Source organism: Saccharothrix sp. NPDC042600 (assembly GCF_040647305.1).
GTDB lineage: Bacteria > Actinomycetota > Actinomycetes > Mycobacteriales > Pseudonocardiaceae > Actinosynnema > Actinosynnema mutabilis.
In genome coordinates this window covers 35,959-54,351 of sequence record NZ_JBEZBW010000022.1, presented here as the reverse complement: position 1 = coordinate 54,351, position 18,393 = coordinate 35,959, and the positions used below count along the sequence as shown (strand labels likewise).

Annotated in this window: 18 protein-coding genes; 7 read left to right on the top strand and 11 right to left on the bottom strand. The window is 72.7% G+C overall.

From position 1 onward, the window contains the following. Positions 1-113: 113 nt before the first annotated feature. Together AB0A74_RS16700 and AB0A74_RS16695 are read right to left on the bottom strand one after the other, a co-directional pair. The gene (locus tag AB0A74_RS16700) at positions 114-1,223 is read right to left on the bottom strand and encodes a glycosyltransferase (RefSeq protein ID WP_358250231.1); all 1,110 of its coding nucleotides are present in this window, start codon (positions 1,221-1,223) and stop codon (positions 114-116) included. Then, positions 1,220-2,323, bottom strand: coding sequence for a glycosyltransferase family 1 protein (locus tag AB0A74_RS16695; protein ID WP_358250229.1), 1,104 nt, complete (start codon positions 2,321-2,323; stop codon positions 1,220-1,222). Before AB0A74_RS16695 ends, AB0A74_RS16700 begins: the two co-directional genes overlap by 4 nt. Positions 2,324-2,478: 155 nt before the next feature. On the opposite strand from AB0A74_RS16695, the gene AB0A74_RS16690 reads away from it, so the two are divergent. Beyond that, complete coding sequence (locus AB0A74_RS16690; RefSeq protein WP_358250228.1) at positions 2,479-3,303, top strand: inositol monophosphatase; 825 nt, start codon at positions 2,479-2,481, stop codon at positions 3,301-3,303. A 112-nt stretch (positions 3,304-3,415) separates the two neighbouring features. Here AB0A74_RS16690 and AB0A74_RS16685 read toward each other — a convergent pair whose 3' ends face one another. From AB0A74_RS16685 to AB0A74_RS16655, 7 genes are all read right to left on the bottom strand, one after another. Beyond that, complete coding sequence (locus AB0A74_RS16685) at positions 3,416-3,943, bottom strand: hypothetical protein (protein WP_358250226.1); 528 nt, start codon at positions 3,941-3,943, stop codon at positions 3,416-3,418. A gap of 73 nt (positions 3,944-4,016) precedes the next feature. Continuing rightward, positions 4,017-5,051: a 1,2-phenylacetyl-CoA epoxidase subunit PaaE gene (paaE, locus tag AB0A74_RS16680; protein ID WP_358250225.1), complete on the bottom strand. Its 1,035-nt coding sequence runs from the start codon at positions 5,049-5,051 to the stop codon at positions 4,017-4,019. Then, complete coding sequence (paaD, locus tag AB0A74_RS16675; protein WP_358250223.1) at positions 5,052-5,543, bottom strand: 1,2-phenylacetyl-CoA epoxidase subunit PaaD; 492 nt, start codon at positions 5,541-5,543, stop codon at positions 5,052-5,054. Then, a complete protein-coding gene (paaC, locus tag AB0A74_RS16670; RefSeq protein ID WP_358250221.1) occupies positions 5,537-6,418 on the bottom strand; it encodes a 1,2-phenylacetyl-CoA epoxidase subunit PaaC in 882 nt (293 codons plus the stop codon). The genes paaD and paaC overlap by 7 nt, the downstream gene beginning before the upstream one ends. Beyond that, positions 6,415-6,699: a 1,2-phenylacetyl-CoA epoxidase subunit PaaB gene (gene paaB / locus AB0A74_RS16665; protein WP_121224725.1), complete on the bottom strand. Its 285-nt coding sequence runs from the start codon at positions 6,697-6,699 to the stop codon at positions 6,415-6,417. Before paaB ends, paaC begins: the two co-directional genes overlap by 4 nt. Further along, positions 6,696-7,628, bottom strand: coding sequence for a 1,2-phenylacetyl-CoA epoxidase subunit PaaA (paaA, locus tag AB0A74_RS16660; RefSeq protein WP_358250219.1), 933 nt, complete (start codon positions 7,626-7,628; stop codon positions 6,696-6,698). The genes paaB and paaA overlap by 4 nt, the downstream gene beginning before the upstream one ends. Before the next feature lie 42 nt (positions 7,629-7,670). Beyond that, positions 7,671-8,105, bottom strand: a complete 435-nt coding sequence (locus AB0A74_RS16655) for a DUF3592 domain-containing protein (RefSeq protein WP_358250217.1) — start codon at positions 8,103-8,105, stop codon at positions 7,671-7,673. Positions 8,106-8,168: 63 nt separating this feature from the next. Here AB0A74_RS16655 and AB0A74_RS16650 point away from each other — a divergent pair, with 63 nt between their 5' ends. Genes AB0A74_RS16650 through AB0A74_RS16640 form a run of 3 tightly spaced genes read left to right on the top strand, consistent with a single transcriptional unit; the run spans position 8,169 to position 11,079 of the window. Further along, positions 8,169-9,398 carry an isochorismate synthase gene (locus AB0A74_RS16650; protein WP_358250215.1) on the top strand — a complete coding sequence of 410 codons (1,230 nt, stop codon included), beginning with the start codon at positions 8,169-8,171 and terminating at the stop codon, positions 9,396-9,398. Positions 9,399-9,442: 44 nt separating this feature from the next. Then, the gene (locus AB0A74_RS16645) at positions 9,443-9,991 is read left to right on the top strand and encodes a sigma-70 family RNA polymerase sigma factor (RefSeq protein WP_358250214.1); all 549 of its coding nucleotides are present in this window, start codon (positions 9,443-9,445) and stop codon (positions 9,989-9,991) included. Next, positions 9,991-11,079: a CU044_5270 family protein gene (locus tag AB0A74_RS16640; protein ID WP_358250213.1), complete on the top strand. Its 1,089-nt coding sequence runs from the start codon at positions 9,991-9,993 to the stop codon at positions 11,077-11,079. Before AB0A74_RS16645 ends, AB0A74_RS16640 begins: the two co-directional genes overlap by 1 nt. A 100-nt stretch (positions 11,080-11,179) precedes the next feature. On the opposite strand, the gene AB0A74_RS16635 is transcribed toward AB0A74_RS16640, so the two are convergent. Together AB0A74_RS16635 and menD are read right to left on the bottom strand one after the other, a co-directional pair. Further along, positions 11,180-12,673: a M1 family metallopeptidase gene (locus tag AB0A74_RS16635; RefSeq protein ID WP_358250211.1), complete on the bottom strand. Its 1,494-nt coding sequence runs from the start codon at positions 12,671-12,673 to the stop codon at positions 11,180-11,182. Between the two features lie 56 nt (positions 12,674-12,729). Further along, complete coding sequence (gene menD / locus AB0A74_RS16630; protein WP_358250209.1) at positions 12,730-14,358, bottom strand: 2-succinyl-5-enolpyruvyl-6-hydroxy-3-cyclohexene-1-carboxylic-acid synthase; 1,629 nt, start codon at positions 14,356-14,358, stop codon at positions 12,730-12,732. 162 nt (positions 14,359-14,520) lie between these two features. Between menD and AB0A74_RS16625 the strand changes: the two genes are divergently transcribed. From AB0A74_RS16625 to AB0A74_RS16615, 3 genes are all read left to right on the top strand, one after another. Beyond that, positions 14,521-15,432: a 1,4-dihydroxy-2-naphthoyl-CoA synthase gene (locus AB0A74_RS16625; RefSeq protein ID WP_343935266.1), complete on the top strand. Its 912-nt coding sequence runs from the start codon at positions 14,521-14,523 to the stop codon at positions 15,430-15,432. 526 nt (positions 15,433-15,958) lie between these two features. Next, the gene (gene menE, locus AB0A74_RS16620; RefSeq protein WP_358250305.1) at positions 15,959-16,972 is read left to right on the top strand and encodes an o-succinylbenzoate--CoA ligase; all 1,014 of its coding nucleotides are present in this window, start codon (positions 15,959-15,961) and stop codon (positions 16,970-16,972) included. A gap of 131 nt (positions 16,973-17,103) precedes the next feature. Next, on the top strand, positions 17,104-18,369 hold the full coding sequence (locus AB0A74_RS16615; RefSeq protein ID WP_358250207.1) for a hypothetical protein: 1,266 nt from the start codon (positions 17,104-17,106) through the stop codon (positions 18,367-18,369). The last annotated feature ends 24 nt before the right edge of the window (positions 18,370-18,393 follow it).

Here is an 18,393-nt window from a genome sequence, read left to right as displayed (position 1 = left end):
AGGCGGCGGGCGCAGGGTGCCGGTTGAGGCGGTGGGCGTGCCGGGGTGGGCGGCGTGGAGTGCGGGTGGTGGCTTGGTGGGGCGCTGAGCGGTTGGGTGGCTTGTGGGGCTGGCTAGGTGGCTTGTAGGGCGGTGAGCATGCCGGTTATGGCTGTTTGCCATGGGTATTGTTCGGCTCTTGCTCGGGCGGCTTCTCGGCGTTCTTGTTCCGGGTTGTCCAGGAGGGAGCTCACCGCGCCGGCGAAGGCTGTGGCGTGGTCCGGGACTGCGGCTCCGCAGTCTGGTTGCACGATCTCGCGCAGGGCCGACGACGCCGAGACGACCACCGGGGTGCCCGAGGCCAGGGCTTCCAGGGCCGCCAGGCCGAAGGTCTCGTGGGGGCCCGGGGCCAGGGAGATGTCGGCCGTCGCCAAGAGGGTGGCCACCTCGGTCCGCCGGTTCACGAAACCCAGGAAAGTGACGGGTAGACCGGACGCTCGCCGTTCCAGGGCCTCCCTGCGGGGGCCGTCGCCGGCTATCACCAAGCGGATGTTGTGGCCGGACTCGTGCAGGGCCGCGGCGGTGTCCACGCTGCGTTCCACGTGCTTCTCCGGCGACAGCCGGCCGCAGTGGATCAGGAGGGCGTCGGCGCCTTGGGCCAAGGTTCGCTTGAGGGTCCGGTTGTGGCGGGTCGGCGTGAAGGTGTGCAGGTCCACGCCCAGGGGGACGCGGGTGACGTTGGTGGCGCCGATCCGGTCGAATTCCTGCCTCGCGAAGTCCGTCGTGCACACGACCGTGTCGTAGGACGCCGCCATGCGCGCGTTCGCCCAGTCCGCGCCCGCCCTCGCCAGCGCCGGCGGTAGGAGGAACTGTTCGAGCAGGCGGTCCAGGCGTTCGTGGGAGATCACGACGTTCGGAACGCCGTTCGCCCGCGCCCACTTGCCCATGCCGCGCAGGGTCAGGCGGTCCGACACCTCCAGGCGGTCCGGGCGCAGGTGGTCCAGCAGCGTCCGCACGCGCCACGGGTCCACCGCCCGGTAGCCGCCGGTGCCGGGCAGCCTCGGCGCGGGGAGCGTGATGCGGCGGACGTTGGGGGACAGGTGCTCGTCGGCGTGCGCCGCCCCCGGCACGACCAGGGTCACCTCGTGGCCCGCTCCCGCGTAGCCCGCCCCCAGGTGGTGCAACGCGGTGCGCAGGCCGCCCGACCGCGGACCGTAGAAGTTGGCCAGCTGCACGATCCTCATGCCGCTTGCCGCTCCGGCGTCCCGAGGACGGCGTGGTAGTGGCCCACCAGTTCGGCGCACACCGCGGACCACGTCCGTCCCCGAACCCAGCGCCGGGCGGCGTGGCCGTAACGCTTGCGCCGCAACGGGTCCAGCAGGGCGGTCACGGCGGCGCGCAGGTCGTCGTCGGTGGTGAACAGGTAGCCGGTGTCGGGTTGGACCAGGTCGCGCGGGCCGCCCGCGTCCGGGGCGACCACGGGCACACCGCTGGCCATCGCCTCCTGCACGGCCTGGCAGAACGTCTCGTGCGGTCCGGTGTGCACGAACACGTCCAGCGACGCGTAGGCCTCCGCCAAGGCGGCGCCGGTGCGGAAGCCGAGGAAAGCCGCGCCCGGCAGGTCCCGCCGGAGAGCCGCTTCCTCGGGGCCTTCGCCCACGACGACCAGGCGGATCCCGGGGATGTCGTGCAACGCGCGCAGGCGGTCCACCTGCTTCTCGGGGGACAGCCGGCCGACATAGCCGACCAGGACTTCACCGTTGGGCGCGAGCGAACGGCGCAGGGCGTCGTCACGGCGGTGCGGTGCGAACAGGTCCACGTCCACTCCCCTACCCCACCGGTGGACGCGCGGAACCCCGTGCTCGCGCAACGCGTCAACGGCCCACGTGGACGGCGCGAGGGTGCGGTCCGCCTGGGCGTGCAGGCGGCGGGTCCAGCGCCACGCGGCGCGGGCGGTGAGGCCGAGGCCGTAGTGGCCGGCGAACCCGGCGACGTCGGTCTGGTAGACCGCGACCGTCGGCAGGCCGAGGCGGCGGGCGGCGGACAGGCCCCGCGCGCCCAGGACGAACGGGCTGGCGAGGTGGACGACGTCGGGGCGGAAGTCGGCGAGCGCGGTGAGGACCTTGCGGGTCGGGACGCCGACGGGCAGGGAGCTGAACCGGGGCAGGTCGACGGCGGGCACCCGGACGACCGGGGTGCCGTGGTGGTGGTCCGCGCCCGCGCCGGGTGCGACCACGAGGGCCTGGTGGCCGTGCGCACGCAGGTGCTCCAGCACCCGCAGGACGGAGTTGGTCACCCCGTTCACCTGCGGGAGGAAGCTCTCGGTGACGATCGCTACACGCACGCCGATCACCTTGAGCCGCGAAGGACACGGTGGCGTGACGGATCGGGGAACGAAGGTCGAAATCCTCGCGTCGCGGTTGACGTTGACCGAAGGATCGTCATCGCTTCACCTGGAGGTCGTGTCGCGGACACCAGGGGCGGTGACACTAGGTCGGCATGACCGTCTTGTCGTCCCGACCCGCGCAGCCCGTCGATCCCGGACTGGTGTCGATCGCGCTGGAGATAGCGGGGCGCCTGGCGAACGACGCGTCGGACGTCATCATGGCGACGGCCGGCCGGGGCGCGCGGCCCGACGAGGACGCGTCGCCGTTCGACTGGGTGACCGACACGGACCGCACGCTGGAGCGGCACACGCGGCGGGTGCTGACGGCGGAGTTCCCGGACATCCCGGTGTTCTGCGAGGACACCGACGAGGACGTGGCGTCGGACGCCGAGTTCCGCTGGGTGGTGGACCCGGTGGACGGGACGGCGAACTACGTGGCGGGCGTGCCGTGGTGCGCGTACAGCCTGGCGCTGGTGGACCGGTGGGGGCCGGTCGTGGGCGTGGTCGCGGACCCGTACCGGGCGCAGATCTACGCCGCCGCGCGCGGTCGGGGGATGCGGGCGAACGGGACGCCGGTGCGGCTGGGTGAGCAGGCGGTCAGCTCGATCGTGTGCACGGAGATGACGCGGACCGGGCCGTGGCCGGGGATGGGCGAGTTCATCTCGCGGGCGGCGGTGTCGGGGACCGGGGTGCGGGTGCTGGGGTCGAAGGCGCTGGCGGTGGCGCAGGTGGCGTTGGGTCACGCGGCGGCGGCCGTGCTGCACAGCTACCACGAGTGGGACGTGGCGGGGGCGGTGGCGCTGGCGGTCGAGTCGGGCGCGGCCGTGCTGGACCGGCGTGGCGAGGACGACCCGTTGCCGGTGGACGGGTTGCTGGTGGCGATGCCGGAGGTGGCCGAGGAGGTCCTGGGCTGGTGGCAGTCGTCGATGACCCGATAGTGTGATCAACAACTGCCGGCCGTCGTGCTAGCATCGTCTTGCCGGTTCCAATAGGAGCCGGAAGTGAACCCGGTTCACCGTCCGGACGGTCGGTTGCCGGGTTTCGCGCTTTCTACGGCCTTTCCAGCCGGCACACCGCGTCGACCAGTCCTTCCACTCGCCGCCGCCACTCGCCGCCTGCGCCGTAGCACCATGCGATCGCGTCGCTCGACCACAGCAGCGGGTCCTCAAGGGGCTTGAGGTGCTCGTAGCTGAAGTCCGAGAGCTTGCCCGCCACCGCCGCCAAGGTGTGCCGGTCACGGCCGTCCTGGTGCTGGCAGCTTTCCAACACCAGCCTGGCCGCGCCTGCCTCGACGAGGTGCGCCGCGGCGGCGGCCAGGCACACGCGCCGCGCGACGATGTCGTCGTTGTGCGCGCACAACCAGATCCGGGCGCGCAATCCGAGTGCGTGGAGCCGGGTGACCACCTCGCCTCTCCGGCCGTTGCTCTCCTTGGCGAAGTGGATGCGACGTTGGCCGGGTTTCACCAGGCGTCGGATCGCGGAACGAAGTCGGTCGAGGTCGCGCGGCTGCACGGTGACCACGGCGACCAGGTAGGTGGAGCCTCGGCGGGATTCGTCGAGGAAGGCGTGCAAGGACATGGTGACGATCATGCCGTAGCACTAATGTGATACGACATTCGGCCTAATCGTTACCTGGCTACACTAGTTGCGCTCACGCGTCGAAGTCGACCGTCACCGCCGGGGTCACCGGCACCGACTGGCAGGTCAGCACGAAGCCCGCCTCGACCTCCGCCGGGTCCAGCGCGTAGTTGCGTCGCATCTCCACCTCGCCCGACACGACCAGTGCCCGGCACGTGCCGCACACCCCGCCCTTGCACGCGAACGGCAGGTCCGAGCGCACCCGTTGGGCCGCGTCCAGGATCGGCGTGTCCGGCGGTAGCGGGACCGTCGTCGTCCGCCCGTCCAGGATCACCGTGCCCTCGCCCACCGACGACAGCACCTGCTCGGCGCGTCGGGGCGGCGGTGGGGGTTCGTCCACGTAGAACAGTTCGTGGTGGACCGACGTGGCCGGGACGCCCAGGGACGACAGCACTTCCTCGGCGTCGCGGACCATCCCGTACGGGCCGCACAGCCACCACTGGTCGATGGACGACATCGGCACCACCGACGCGAACAACGCCCGCAGCTTCGCCGCGTCCAACCGGCCCGTGAAAAGCTCCACGTCGCGCGGCTCGCGGGACAGCACGTGGATCAGTTGGAACCTGGACGGGTAGCTGTCCTTCAGGTCCGCCAGGTCCTCCGCGAACATCACCGTGTCGGTGCGGCGGTTGCCGTAGAGCAGCGTCACGCGTTCGCCCGCGGCCAGAGCCGTCGAAGCGATGGACAGAGCCGGCGTGATGCCCGAGCCGGCCACCACCAGGCCGTGGTGGGACCCGCCGGCCGGGGTGAAGCCGCCCGCCGGGGGCAGGACTTCCACCACGTCGCCCGGCGTCAGCCGGTCCACCAGCCACGTCGAGAACAGGCCCGTGTCCACCCGCCGCACGCCGATCCGCGGCGGGGCGCCGACCGGCGCGCAGATCGAGTACGACCGGCGTTCGTCGCCTTGGCGCAGGGTCAGGTACTGGCCCGCGCGGAACGCGAAGTCCGACGCCAGGTCCGCCGGCACGTCGAACGTGATGGCGACCGCGTCCTCGCACAGGCGATCCACGGACGCCACGGTCAGCTTGTGGAACACCGGCCGGGCCATCTAGATCTCCTTGATGTGCTCGAAGGGCTCGGCGCAGTCCAGGCAGCGCCGCAGCGCCTTGCACGCCGTGGACCCGAACCGGGACAGCTCCTCGGTGCGGGGCGACCCGCAGCGCGGGCACGCCACCCGCGCGGACGGCGGGGTGAGGGTCAGGGGAACCGGGCCGACGGCGCGCGGGCCGACGCGGGCCGGGGGCGCGATGCCCGCCTCGGCGAGCTTGCGCCGGCCCTCCTCGCTGATCCAGTCCGTGGTCCACGCCGGGGACAGCGACGTCCGCACCTCGACCTCGGCGTAGCCGGCGGCGCGCAGGGACCGCTTGAGGTCGGCCCCCATCTCCTCGACCGCCGGGCACCCGGAGTAGGTGGGCGTGATGGTCACCAGGACCCGCCCGTCCTCCTCCTCGACCGACCGCAGCACGCCGAGGTCGGCCAGCGTCAGCACGGGCAGCTCCGGGTCCCGGACCGCCGACGCCACGTCCAGCGCGGTCACCACGTCGCCCCCGGCAGGGACCGGTGCAGGTGCTGCATCTCGGCGAGCAGGTAGCCCATCGCCTCGGTGTGGACGCCGTCGCGCCCGGCGCGCCCGTTGACCCGCGCGGCGGGCACGGACGTGGGCCGCTGCACGCCGGCCGCCGCGAGCACCGTGTCGATCACGGAGTCGAACTCGGCCCGGTAGGCGGCCGGGTCGAGACCGAGCCGCTGCTCCACGGGGTGCGCCGCGAACAGCTCCTCCACGAACGGCCAGACCCGCTCCAGGCCGGCCCGCATGCGCCGGTGCGACTCGTCGGTGCCGTCGCCCAGCCGCACGACCCACTGGGCCGCGTGGTCGCGGTGGTAGGCCAGTTCCTTCAGCCCCTTCGCGGCCACGGCGGCCACGACGGGGTCGGCGAAGCCCAGCAGGGCCGAGTACTGCGCGATCTTCCACGTCGAGAACACCAGCAGCCGCGCCATCGTGGTGGCGAAGTCGCCGCCCGCGAACGGTCCGCACTCGATCTCGGCGAGGTGGACGTTGCGGAAGTCCCGCTCGTCGCGCAGGTACGCCAGCGCGTCCTCGTCCCGTCCGAGCCCCTCGACCTCGCCCGCGCGGGTCAGCAGGAGCCGGGCCTGGCCGAGCAGGTCGAGGGCGATGTTGGCCAGCGCCACGTCCTCTTCCAGCTCCGGCGCGCGCGAGCACCACTCCGCCAGCCGCTGCGACAGCACCAGGGCGTCGTCGCCGAGCATCAGGCAGTAGGAGAACAGGTCCGCACTGTCCACATCGGACGGAATCGCCCGGTCGACTCCGGGGAGGGACTCGGAGAACCCCGTGCCGAACGCCCAGTGGGTATCCTCGTGGTCGATCAGCGACTCATAAGCGTTGTCGAAGCTCATAGGTGCGGCACGTCCTCGGGGATCGAGTAGAACGTCGGGTGCCGGTACACCTTGTCGCCGCTGGGCGCGAAGAACGGGTCCTTCTCGTCCGGCGAGGACGCCGTGATGGCGGCGGCGGGCACGACCCAGATCGACACGCCCTCGTTGCGGCGCGTGTAGACGTCACGGGCGTTGCGCAGCGCCATCTCCGCGTCCGGCGCGTGCAGGGACCCCACGTGCACGTGGTTGAGCCCGCGCTTGCCCCGCACGAACACCTCCCACAGCGGCCACGACGAACTCATGCCACACCCTCCTGACGTGCGTGACGGGCGGCGTGGGCCGCGGCGGCGGCACGCACCCATTCCCCGTCCTCGTGCGCCTTGCGCCGGTGCGCGACGCGCTGCGCGTTGGCGGGCCCGTTGCCGCCGACGACCTGCCAGAACTCGTCCCAGTCGGGCTGGCCGAAGTCGTAGTGCCCGCGCTCTTCGTTCCACTTCAGCGCCGGGTCGGGCAGGGTCACGCCGAGCTTCTCCGCCTGCGGCACGGTCATGTCCACGAACTTCTGCCGCAGCTCGTCGTTGGTGTTGCGCTTGATGCGCCACTTCATCGACTGCTCGGTGTTGGCGCTCTCGGAGTCCGGCGGGCCGAACATCATCAGCGACGGCCACCAGAACCGGTCCACCGACTCCTGCACCATGGCGCGCTGGGCGTCCGTGCCGCTCATCATGGTCATCAGCAGCTCGTAGCCCTGCCGCTGGTGGAAGGACTCCTCCTTGCAGATGCGGATCATGGCGCGCGCGTACGGGCCGTAAGAGGTGCGGCACAGCGGCACCTGGTTGCAGATGGCCGCTCCGTCCACGAGCCAGCCGATGGTGCCGACGTCGGCGTAGGACAGCGTGGGGTAGTTGAAGATCGACGAGTACTTCTGGCGGCCGTTGATCAGGTTCTCGGTCAGCTCGCCCCGGTCCGCGCCGAGCGTCTCGGTGGCGGCGTACAGGTAGAGCCCGTGGCCCGCCTCGTCCTGGACCTTGGCCAGCAGGATCGCCTTGCGGCGCAGCGAGGGCGCGCGGCTGATCCAGTTGCCCTCCGGCTGCATGCCGATGATCTCGGAGTGCGCGTGCTGCGCGATCTGCCGGATCAGGGTCTTGCGGTAGCCGTCGGGCATCCAGTCCCGCGGCTCGACGCGCTGCTCACCGCTGACGGCGCGCTCGAACTCCGCCTCCAGGTCCATGCGACCGATGTTACACCTGGAGTCGGTTTACGGGAACAAGTGTCACAACCGGCGGCGCACCCACCAGCGCAGCGGCAGCAGCACGGCCCACACGCCGAGCAGGAACGTCGAGATGGGCAGGATCGCCAGGGTCCAGGTGCGCTCGGCCACGCGCGCGACCTCCGGGTCCGCGGTGTCGTACTCGATGCGCACGAGCTGGCCCGGCTCCAGGCCGTCCGGGTAGAGCACGCCCTGCGAGGGGCTGTAGACCTTGCCGTCCGGGGTCGCGAACCGCACCACCGTGCGCTGGAACGAGACCGACACCACCTCGGCGGTCGCCTTGCCCATGCGGTTCTCGATGGCCAGGTCGTCGCGCACGCACGCGGCGAGCAGGGTCACGCCGATCAGCGTCACGACGCCGCCCAGCACGAGCAGTGCCCGGCCCACCAGCCGCTTCGCCTTCCGCCGACGACCGGTCCGCACTGCGTTGTCCACCACAACTGAGGAGTCTAGGGCTGGGCGGACGCGGAATCTCAGCGATGAGTCCATACCCTCGACGCCGTGACCACAGCTCCCGCCTCCCGGACCCGACAGCGGTTGCGCGTGCACACCAGGCGCGTCCCGGCCGGTGGCCTGCTGGGCAGGCTGCCCGCGCCGACCGGCGCCCTGGCCTGGGTGCGGGACGGGTCAGGCCTGGTCGGGTGGGGTGAGGCGGCTCGCGTGGAGGTGTCCGGGCCGGACCGGTTCGCCGCCGCCGACACCTGGTGGCGCGACTTCACCGCGGCCCTGGACGTCGAGGACGAGGTGGGCGTGCCCGGTTCGGGGCCGGTCGCGTTCGTGAGCATGGCGTTCGCCGACCGGCCGGGGCACTCGGTGCTGGTCGTGCCGGAGGTCGTGGTCGGGCGGCGCGGCGGTGAGACGTGGCTCACCACGGTCGGCGAGAGCGAGCCGCACCCGGTGCAGCCGGTCACCCGGCCCTCGACCGTCCGCTACGCCGACGGCGAGCTGTCGGTCACCGCGTACCGGGAGGCGGTGCGCACGGCCGTGGCCCGGATGCGGGCCGGCGAGCTGGACAAGGTCGTCCTCGCGCACGACCTGCTGGCCGTGGCCGACGCGCCGATCGACCACCGGTTCGTGCTGCGCGGCCTGGCCCGGCGCTACCCCGAGTGCTGGGTGTACGCGGTGGACGGCCTGGTCGGGGCCACGCCCGAGCTGCTGCTGCGCCGGTCCGGCCAGGTGGTGGACTCGCGGGTGCTGGCCGGCACCACGTGGCCGCACGACGGCATGTCCGACGACGAGCTGGAAGCCGCGCTGATGTCGTCGGGCAAGAACCGCGAGGAGCACGAGTACGCGGTGGCCTCGCTGGCCGAAACGCTGCGGCCGTTCTGCGCCACCATGTCCGTCGAGGGCCCCTCGGTGCTGCGCCTGCCGAACGTGTCGCACCTGTCCAGCGACGTCATCGGCACCCTCAACGACTCCCCCTCGCTGCTGCGGCTCGGCGAGGCCCTGCACCCCACGGCGGCCGTCGGCGGCACGCCCCGGGCCGACGCGATCACCGTCATCGAGGAGCTGGAGGGCATGGACCGGGGCCGCTACGCCGGTCCCGTGGGCTGGATCGACGGCAACGGCGACGGCGAGCTGGGCATCGCGCTGCGCTGCGCCCGCGTCGAGGGCCGCACCGCGCGGCTGTTCGCGGGCTGCGGGCTGGTCGCCGAGTCCGACCCCGACTCCGAGGTCCGCGAGGCGCACGCCAAGATGCTGCCCTTCCGCGAAGCCCTCGAAGGCATGTGACCGAGGTCACCGGGACGCCGGCGGGGCCTGCGGTCAACCGGTGTGTGACCACAGCACTGGAGAAACCGCCGGACCTGCGCGGGCCCGACGTGACCGCCGTGTTCGCGCAGCTGTTCGACGCCCACTCGCGGCAGCTGCGCGGCTACCTCGCGGGCCGCGTCGGCGAGTCCGCGGCCGACGACCTGGTGGCCGAGACGTTCCTGGTGGCGTTGCGCCGCCGGCACACCTACGACCCGGACAAGGCCCCGGTCAAGGGCTGGCTCTACGGGATCGCGACCAACCTGGTGCGCGAGCACGTCCGCCGCGAGGTGCGCGGCCACCGCGCCGGCCTGCGCGCGGTCGGCCGGCCCGAACCCGACCACGGCGCGTTCGTCGCCGACCGCGTGGACGCCGAACGCGCGTCCAAGGCCGTCGCCGCCGCGCTCAACGACCTGCGCGACGAGGACCGGGACGCGCTGCTGCTGACCTCCTGGGCCGGTCTCACGCCGGCCGAGGTCGCCGCCGCCCTCGGGGAGCCGGCCAGCACGGTCCGCTCCCGCCTGCACCGCGTCCGCGCCCGCCTCCAAGCCCTGCTGACCGAGAAGGACCGCTGATGAGCGACCTCGACGACGTCCTCGACCAGATCAACCACCAGGCCCGCCACTCGACCGGCGCGCTGGACGACGTCCGCGCCCGCGTCCTGGCCGCCGCCGCCGAGGAGGAGCCGCGCCGCGCGGGCAGGTTCACCGTCCTCCCGGGCTCGCGGACCGGCGCCGCCCGCCGGATCCGGTGGGCCGTGCCGGTCGCCGCCGCTGCCGCCGCCGCGCTGATCGCGGGCATCGCGCTGAACCAGACGCCCCCCACGACCACGGACAGCGCCCTGACCGTCGCCACGTCCTCGGCTCCCGCCGTGCAGCTGCTCTCGGCGCAGGAGGTGCTGAACAACGCCGCCGACGCGATCAAGGCCGTCGACCCGGTGCTCGCGCCGGGCCAGTACCGGTTCATCCGCGAGCACGCCTGGAACCAGGCGGGCATGACCGGCTACAGCTGGCTCAAGGAAGTCGCCTACGAGAAGTGGATCCCGCAGGACCAGTCCCAGGACTGGCTGGAGCGGCGGCACTGGCTGCCCGGCCTGAAGTGGCTCGGCGGCTCGGTCCCGCGGTCCGAGGCGCAGGAGCCCCAGGCCACCGACACCGACACCGGTGAGCGGCGCGGCAAGTGCGGCAACTTCTTCCCCAACGCCCAGGACGCCAAGGCCTGCGGCGACCCGAAGGACTGGGACAACCCCGCCTTCTACGAGGCCCTGCCGCGCGACCCGCAGGCGATCGTGGACTACCTGCGCGGCGCGACCGCCCACCGCGGCGCGACGCCGGCCGTGATGTTCCACTGGGGCGTGCAGCTGCTGCGCACCGGCCTCATGCCCGCCGACCTGCGGGCCGGCTGGTACCGGGCGCTCGCGCTGCTGGACGGCGTGAAGGTCTACGAGTCGGCGGTGACGCTGGACGGCCGCACCGGTGTCGCCATCGGCATCGAGGACGAGAAGGAGCGGCGGGACCTGATCGTGGACCCGGCCACCGGCGAGTTCATCGGCGAGCGCACGGTCGCCGGGCCGAACCCGCACTACTCGTACATCGAGCCCGGCACGGTCACCGGCTACAGCGCCATCACCACCAAGGTCGTGGACGGCATCGGCCAGAACTGAGCCCCAGCGGCCGACGACACCGGCCGAAGCCGGGGCCCCGCGACGCCAGGAGCGGCCCCCACCTCGCGCGAGGTGGGGGCCGCTCCGCGTCTTCAGGCGATCAGTGCACGTGCGAGTCGAGCAGCACGTGGGTCTCGCGGATCTTCTGGAACGCCTTCGGCTCCGCCACCACGGCCTGCGTGGCGAACGTGGCCGCGCCCGGCGCCGCCGCCGGCTTGCCCGGCGTGAACAGCCAGGTCTGGAACAGCTCGTCCAACTGCTGCGCCGACACCGACTCGGACAGCGCGATGAACTCCTCGATCGTGCCGTTGCCGTACTTCTTCTGCTGCGTCCAACGCTTCAGGATCGTGAAGAACGCCTCGTCGCCCACGGCCACGCGCAGCGCGTGCACGGCGAGCGCGCCACGGTCGTAGACCGCGCCGTGGAACAGGTCCGCCGCACCGGGGTCACCGGGCAGCACCTGCCAGAAGGCGCTGTCCGCCGGGTACAGGTCGTAGATGTACTCGGCGTTCTCCTGCGCGGTGCCCTCGCCCACGTGCTCCGACCACAGGAACTCGGCGTAGCTGGCGAAGCCCTCGTTCAGCCAGATGTCCCGCCAGCGCTGCACCGACACCGAGTCGCCGAACCACTGGTGCGCCACCTCGTGCGCCACGACGTAGGTGTTCGCGCCGCGCCGGAAGAACGCCGGGTCGTAGGTCGAGCGGGTCTGGTTCTCCAGCGCGAACCCGATGCCCGGCGCGACCACGCCGCCCTGCGCCTCGAACGGGTACGGGCCGAAGCTCTGCTCCAGGAACTCCGTCACCTCGGGGGTGCGCTCGACGCTGGCCTTGGCGGGCAGCTCGTTCTCGCCCAGGTTCAGCGAGTACGCGTTGACCACCGGCTGGCCGTTGGGCGCGGTGGACTGCCGCACCTCGAACTGGCCGATCGCCACGTAGGTCAGGTAGGTGGCCTGCGGCTTCAGGCTCCGCCACCGCCACCGCGTCCAGCCGTTGATCTGCTTGGCGGTGCCGTTGAACAGGCCGTTGGAGATGACCTCCACGCCGTCCGGCACGGCCACCGACACGTCGAAGGTCGCCTTGTCGGTCGGGTGGTTGTTGCTCGGGTACCACCACTGCGCGATGTCCGGCTCGTCGATCGCCAGCGCGCCGTCGGCGGTGCGCTTCCAGGCCGTGTAGCCGTCCACGGAGTGGCTGGAGGGCACGTCGGAGTACGTGACGACGATGGTCACGTCGGAGCCCTTGCGGAGGCTCTGCTTCGGGTCGACGACCAGCTCGCCGCCGCTCTGGGTGAACGAGGCGACGCGGTTGTTCACCCGGATCGAGCTGACCTTGAGCAGGAAGTCCAGGTTGAACCGGCTCAGGTCCTGGGTGGTCCGGGCGACGATGGTCGTCGTGCCGGACAGGTTGTCGGAAGTCGGCTGGTAATTGAGCCGGATGTCGTAGTGGGAGACGTCGTACCCGCCGTTGCCCGCATTCGGGTAGTACGGGTCGCCGATGCCCGGTGCGCCGGGTTCCGCGGCGGTCGCGGTGCCGGCGAGCAGCAGCAGTGAAGCCGCGGTGGCGGTGCCTAGCGTGAGCTTCGCTCTGAGGGACATGCCGGGAAGCTAGCTTTCCCGCAAGGGCTTCTGTACCCCCGTCCGTAGGTTCCTGGCTAATGGAAAGCGGTTGACACCGCCGCCTTGAGACGGCTGTGCAGATCGCGCAATTCGGTGCGTTTCGCCCGGATTTCCACCACGCGCATTCCGTTCGGCGGGGTCAGCGCTCGTCTCAACTGGTCGGCCGTCTCGACGCGGGTGTGCGGGACGCCGTGCGCGGCGCACAGGAGCGCGAGGTCGGTGCCGTGCGGGGTGCCGAAGACCCGCTCGAACGTGGCCGCGTGCTCGGGCGCGCCCTGTTCCAGGAGGGTGAAGATGCCGCCGCCGTCGTCGTTGAGGACGACCACGGTCAGGTCGGGGCGCGGTTCGCCGGGGCCGAGCAGCAGGCCGTTGGTGTCGTGCAGGAACGTGAGGTCGCCGATCAACGCGAACGCGGGGCCGGCGGTGAGGGCGAGGCCGGCGGCGGTGGAGACGCTGCCGTCGATGCCCGCGACGCCGCGGTTGGCGTGCACCCGCACGTCCGCGCGGGGCGTGGCGACCAGGTCCACGTCGCGGACCGGGTTCGAGGAGCCCAGGAACAGCCGGCTGCGCGGCGGGAGGGCGTCGAGCAGGTCGCGGGCCACGTGCAGGCCGGTCGGCCACGGTTCGCGGGTGAGCAGGTCGTCCACGGCCGCGGCGGCGGCCTTGTCCGCGTGCCGCCAGGCGGCCAGCCACGCCGGGTCCACCTCGTGCTCGCCCAGCACCAGGTCGGTCGAGGTGTGGGTGGCGGCGAACTGCGGGTCCGGCCAGTCCGGGGCGTCGGACAGGACGTGGACGGTCGGGGTGGTCGCGAGCAGGCGCGTCACGCCCCGGGACAGGGTGGGGCGGCCGACGACGACCACGGCGTCCGGGGTCAGCTCGGCGGGCAGGTCGCCCGCGTTGAGCAGCAGGGAGCCGTGGCGCAGCGCGTCGGCGGCGGTCGCCGTGGGTTCGGCGACGACCGGCCAGCCGGCGCGTCCGGCCAGGTCGTCGAGGTCCTTGTCGGTGTCGCCGACGACCACCAGGGTGCGCGGGCCGAGGTGGTCGGCGGCGTGCACGGAGGTCGTGGCGCGCGGGTCGGCGCGGGTCCAGGGCATGTCGAACGGGCGGCCGTCCAGCGGCTCGACCCAGTCGTCCCCGGCCGGGACCAGGGGCTCCCGGAAGGGGACGTTGACGTGCACCGGGCCGGTGTCGCGGGCGGCGGCGACGGCGCGGCAGACCAGGGAGCGCCACAGGCCGTTCTGGCCGGTGCGGCGTTCGGCCACGGGGAACTGGAGCGTGGCCACGCCGAGGATGCCGTGCTGGTCGACGGTCTGGCTCGCGCCGGTGCGGTACAGCTCGACCGGGCGGTCGGCGGTGAGGGCGATGACCGGTGTCCGCGTGTGCCGCGCCTCCAGGACCGCCGGGTGGAGGTTGGCGACGGCGGTGCCGGACGTGCAGGTCACAGCGGTGACCTGGCCGCTTCCCTTGGCCAGGCCGAGGGCCAGGAAGCCGGCGCTGCGCTCGTCGATGCGGACGTGCAGCGTGATCCGTCCCGCGGTGGCCGCCTCCGCGAGGGCGATGGAGAGCGGCGCGTTGCGCGAGCCGGGGCTCAGCACGACGTGCCGGACGTCGTTGCGGATCAGCTCGTCGACGAGCACCCGGGCCTGCGCGGTGGACGGATTCACCTGCACATTGTCGCTCAGCGCTCGATCGGGTGATTCACCTTGCTGAGTCGAACAGGTGTTCGAATACTCGGATCATGACCACTGCACAGCACCGACACGCCGTTCCCGGCCATCGGCGGCCTGGGCCGCTCTCAGCTTCCGCGCGGGCATATTGTCCCCTGCGTGGCAGACCAGGACGTTTCCGAGCTGTTCGACCCGACCCGCTGGAAGCCGGTCGAAGGCTTCGACTTCACCGACATCACCTACCACCGCGCGGTGGACCAGGGGACGGTGCGCATCGCGTTCCACCGCCCCGAGGTGCGCAACGCGTTCCGGCCCCACACGGTGGACGAGCTGTACCGCGCGCTGGACCACGCCCGGATGAGCCCCGACGTGGGCTGCGTCCTGCTCACGGGCAACGGCCCGTCGCCGCGCGACGGGGGGTGGGCCTTCTGCTCGGGCGGTGACCAGCGCATCCGCGGGCGCAGCGGGTACCAGTACGCGTCGGGTGAGACGGCCGACACCGTCGATCCCGCGCGGGCCGGGCGGCTGCACATCCTGGAGTGCCAGCGGCTGATCCGGTTCATGCCGAAGGTCGTGATCGCGGTCGTGCCGGGGTGGGCGGCCGGGGGCGGGCACAGCCTGCACGTGGTGTGCGACCTGACGCTGGCCAGCGAGGAGCACGCGCGGTTCAAGCAGACCGACGCCGACGTCGGCAGCTTCGACGGCGGTTACGGCTCGGCGTACCTGGCGCGCCAGGTGGGGCAGAAGTTCGCGCGCGAGATCTTCTTCCTGGGCCGGACGTACTCGGCGGCGGAAATGCACGCGATGGGTGCGGTGAACGCGGTCGTGCCGCACGCGGAACTGGAGAACACCGCGCTGCAATGGGCGAAGGAGATCAACGGCAAATCCCCGACCGCGCAGCGGATGCTGAAATACGCCTTCAACCTCATCGACGACGGCTTGGTGGGCCAACAGTTGTTCGCCGGCGAAACCACCCGGCTCGCGTACATGACGGACGAGGCGGTGGAGGGCCGAGACGCATTCCTGGAAAAACGCGACCCGGACTGGTCCGACTACCCGTACTACTACTGACCCCGGCCACCCCATGACAACCACACACCCACCAACCCTGGCCACCCTCCGCACAGCCCTGACCCAACCCGGGCCCACCCCGACCCTCTGGGCAGACTCGGAGGGCTCGGCAGACTCGGCGGGCACAACGGACACGGCGGCCGGGGCGGACTCGGCGAGCCCAGCCGGCTCGGCGGGCTGGGCGAGCGCCGGCAGCCCGGCAGGCACCCGGGACTCGACAGGCGGCGGCTCGGCCGGCGCGGCGCGGGCGGCCAGCTCGCCGGCCTCGGCAGGCACAGCCGACGCGGCGGCCCGAGCACGCTCGGCCAGCCCTGCCAGCCCTGCCAGCCCTGCCAGCCCTGCCAGCCCTGCCAGCACTGCCAGCACTGCCAGCCCAGGCAGTTCCGCGGGCGCAGAGGGCTCGGCCAGCGCAGGCGGCTCGGCAGGCCCTGCCGGCTCGGGCGGCTCGGCGGGCCTGGCCGGCTCGGCGCGGCCTGCCGGCGTGTCCGACCCCGTCTCGGGTGGGCGGGTTGTCGTGGCGGCCGGGTTGCCTGGTGGGCGGGAGTTGGGGGGGCTGGTCGGGTGGGAGCGGGAGGCCGTGTTGGCGGTCGCCACCTCCGGCTCGACCGGATCGCCCAAGGTGGTGTTGCTGTCGGCCGGTGCGCTCGTCGCGTCCGCCGAGGCGACCCACGCACGGCTCGGCGGGGCGGGCACCTGGCTGCTCGCCCTCCCCACCACCCACATCGCGGGCGTCCAGGTGCTCGTCCGCTCGATCGTCGCCGGCACCGAACCCGTCGTCATGGACCTCGCCGCGGGCTTCCGCGCGTCCGGGTTCGCCACCGCCGCGCGCGCCCTCCTCGCCACCCCCGGCCCGCACTACACCGCCCTCGTCCCGACCCAGCTCGCCCGCCTGGTCGCCACCGAAGGCCCCGGGCTGGCCGCGATCCGCGCGTTCGACGCCGTCCTCATCGGCGGCGCCGCCACGCCGCCCTCGTTGCTCCACCGCGCCCGCGAGGCCGGCGTCAACGTCGTCACCACCTACGGCATGAGCGAGACCGCCGGCGGCTGCGTCTACGACGGCCACCCGCTCGACGGCGTCAAGATCCGCCTCGACACCCGCGGCCGGGTCGAGATCGCCGGACCCACCCTCGCCCTCGGCTACCAGGGCGGCGAGCCGTTCGGCGAGTGGTTCCGGACCGGGGACCTCGGGCGGATCACCGCCGGCGGCACGCTGGAGATCACCGGCCGCGCCGACGACGTGATCATCAGCGGCGGGGAGAACGTCTCGCCGCAGGAGGTCGAACGGGTGCTCGCCGCGCAGCCCGGGGTGCACGAGGCGTGCGTCGTGGGCGTGCCGGACGACGAGTGGGGACAGGCCGTGGTGGCCGCCGTCGTCCCCGCCGACCCCGACGAGCGCCCCGACCCGGACGTCCTGCGCCAGGCGGTGCACGACGCGGTCGGCCGGTTCGCCACGCCGAAGCGGGTCGTCTTCCTCGGGGAACTGCCCACCCGGGGTCCCGGCAAGGTCGATCGCGCCGCGGTCGCTCGCTCGTTCGGGTGAGTTTTTCCCACGGCCATCTTCTTGTTGGTTGACAAGTAACGCCGGCACGCGCTTGGCTCGGGCGAAGAACCGTGACGGGTGGCCCCTGTAGCGGTCCCTCCGCTCCACCTGTCCGGGCGAGGAGTGCTGCGATGACGAGGCGCTACCTGTTACCACTCGCCGTGACCGCCGTGCTGACCGCCGGCCTGGCCGCAGCACCCACCGCTGCCGCCGCACCCGACGCCGGCACGTCCCACGCCACCGCACCCGACGCGCCCACCGCCGCCGGCGCGCCCACCACGAGCGCGCCCGGCGCCTCCTGGCGCGCCGACCTGTCCATTGTGGACGCCGATGACAGCGGCGTCATCTCGGACGGCGGCGCCGTGCGGCTCGACCGGGCCGCGCCCACCCCGGCCAGCGCCCGCGCCGCCGTGCGCACCGGGTTCCTCCAGCTCGCCCCGCACCGGCTCACCACCCCGGCCAACACCGTCGCCGCCACCGTGAAGAGCACCGTGCCCGCCGGCGCGGAAGTCGCCGTGGACGTCCGCGGCGCGCTCGGCGACGACCAGTGGACCGAGTGGGTCGAGGCCCGGCCGGACGCCCCCGCCGTCCTGCCCGCCACCACCGACACCGTCCAGGTCCGGCTCGCCCTCACCGCCGAGCGCCAGACCCCCGAGGTGCGCGAGCTGACGCTCACCGCCTCCACCACCGAGTCCTTCACCACGGAGGCGGCCGGCCTGTCCTACCGGATCTTCGCCACCCGCGAGGGCCTGGTCGGCGGCACCACCGCCAACGGGCACGTGATCAAGGAGCGCGACCACTTCGTCGCCCTGCCGTCGCGGCGCGGCCTGTCCGCCAACAACGCGGGCACCTACAGCGTCCGCGTCTGCGCGTCCAACGGCCGCTGCGAGTGGGCCCCGGTGTGGGACGTCGGCCCGTGGAACACCAAGGACGACTACTGGAACCCGTCGGCCACCCGCGAGATGTGGAAGGACCTGCCCCAGGGCAAGCCCGAGGCGCAGGCCGCCTACCAGGACGGCTACAACGGCGGGAAGGACCAGTTCGGCCGCACCGTCGCCAACCCGGCGGGCATCGACCTGGCCGACGGCACCTTCTGGGACGGCCTCAAGCTCACCGACAACGCCTGGGTCACCGTCACCTACCAGTGGACCGGCTCCGGCCCGGCGGGCTACGTGCGCACGGCGGGCGACCCGCTGAACGTCCGCAGCGGCGCCACGTCCACCGCGACCCAGGTCGGCCTCGCGGCCAACTACGCGATGGTGCGCGTCGAGTGCCAGGTGACCGGCCAGTCCGTCACAGGCTCGCAGGGCACCTCGAACATCTGGTACCGGGTCGCGGCGGGCAAGTACGTCGCCAAGGCCTACGTGTCGGGCGTGTCCGGCGCCACAACCTGCTGACCCGGCAACGGGTCCCCGAGATCC

Coding starts and splice junctions, on each gene's coding strand:
- AB0A74_RS16690 (WP_358250228.1), top strand. CDS start 2,479: ATGACCGTCTTGTCGTCCCGACCCGCGCAGCCCGTCGATCCCGGACTG.
- AB0A74_RS16685 (WP_358250226.1), bottom strand. CDS start 3,943: ATGTCCTTGCACGCCTTCCTCGACGAATCCCGCCGAGGCTCCACCTAC.
- paaA (WP_358250219.1), bottom strand. CDS start 7,628: ATGGACCTGGAGGCGGAGTTCGAGCGCGCCGTCAGCGGTGAGCAGCGC.
- AB0A74_RS16635 (WP_358250211.1), bottom strand. CDS start 12,673: ATGTCCCTCAGAGCGAAGCTCACGCTAGGCACCGCCACCGCGGCTTCA.
- paaC (WP_358250221.1), bottom strand. CDS start 6,418: ATGAGCTTCGACAACGCTTATGAGTCGCTGATCGACCACGAGGATACC.
- AB0A74_RS16700 (WP_358250231.1), bottom strand. CDS start 1,223: ATGAGGATCGTGCAGCTGGCCAACTTCTACGGTCCGCGGTCGGGCGGC.
- paaE (WP_358250225.1), bottom strand. CDS start 5,051: ATGGCCCGGCCGGTGTTCCACAAGCTGACCGTGGCGTCCGTGGATCGC.
- AB0A74_RS16615 (WP_358250207.1), top strand. CDS start 17,104: ATGACGAGGCGCTACCTGTTACCACTCGCCGTGACCGCCGTGCTGACC.
- paaB (WP_121224725.1), bottom strand. CDS start 6,699: ATGAGTTCGTCGTGGCCGCTGTGGGAGGTGTTCGTGCGGGGCAAGCGC.
- AB0A74_RS16640 (WP_358250213.1), top strand. CDS start 9,991: ATGAGCGACCTCGACGACGTCCTCGACCAGATCAACCACCAGGCCCGC.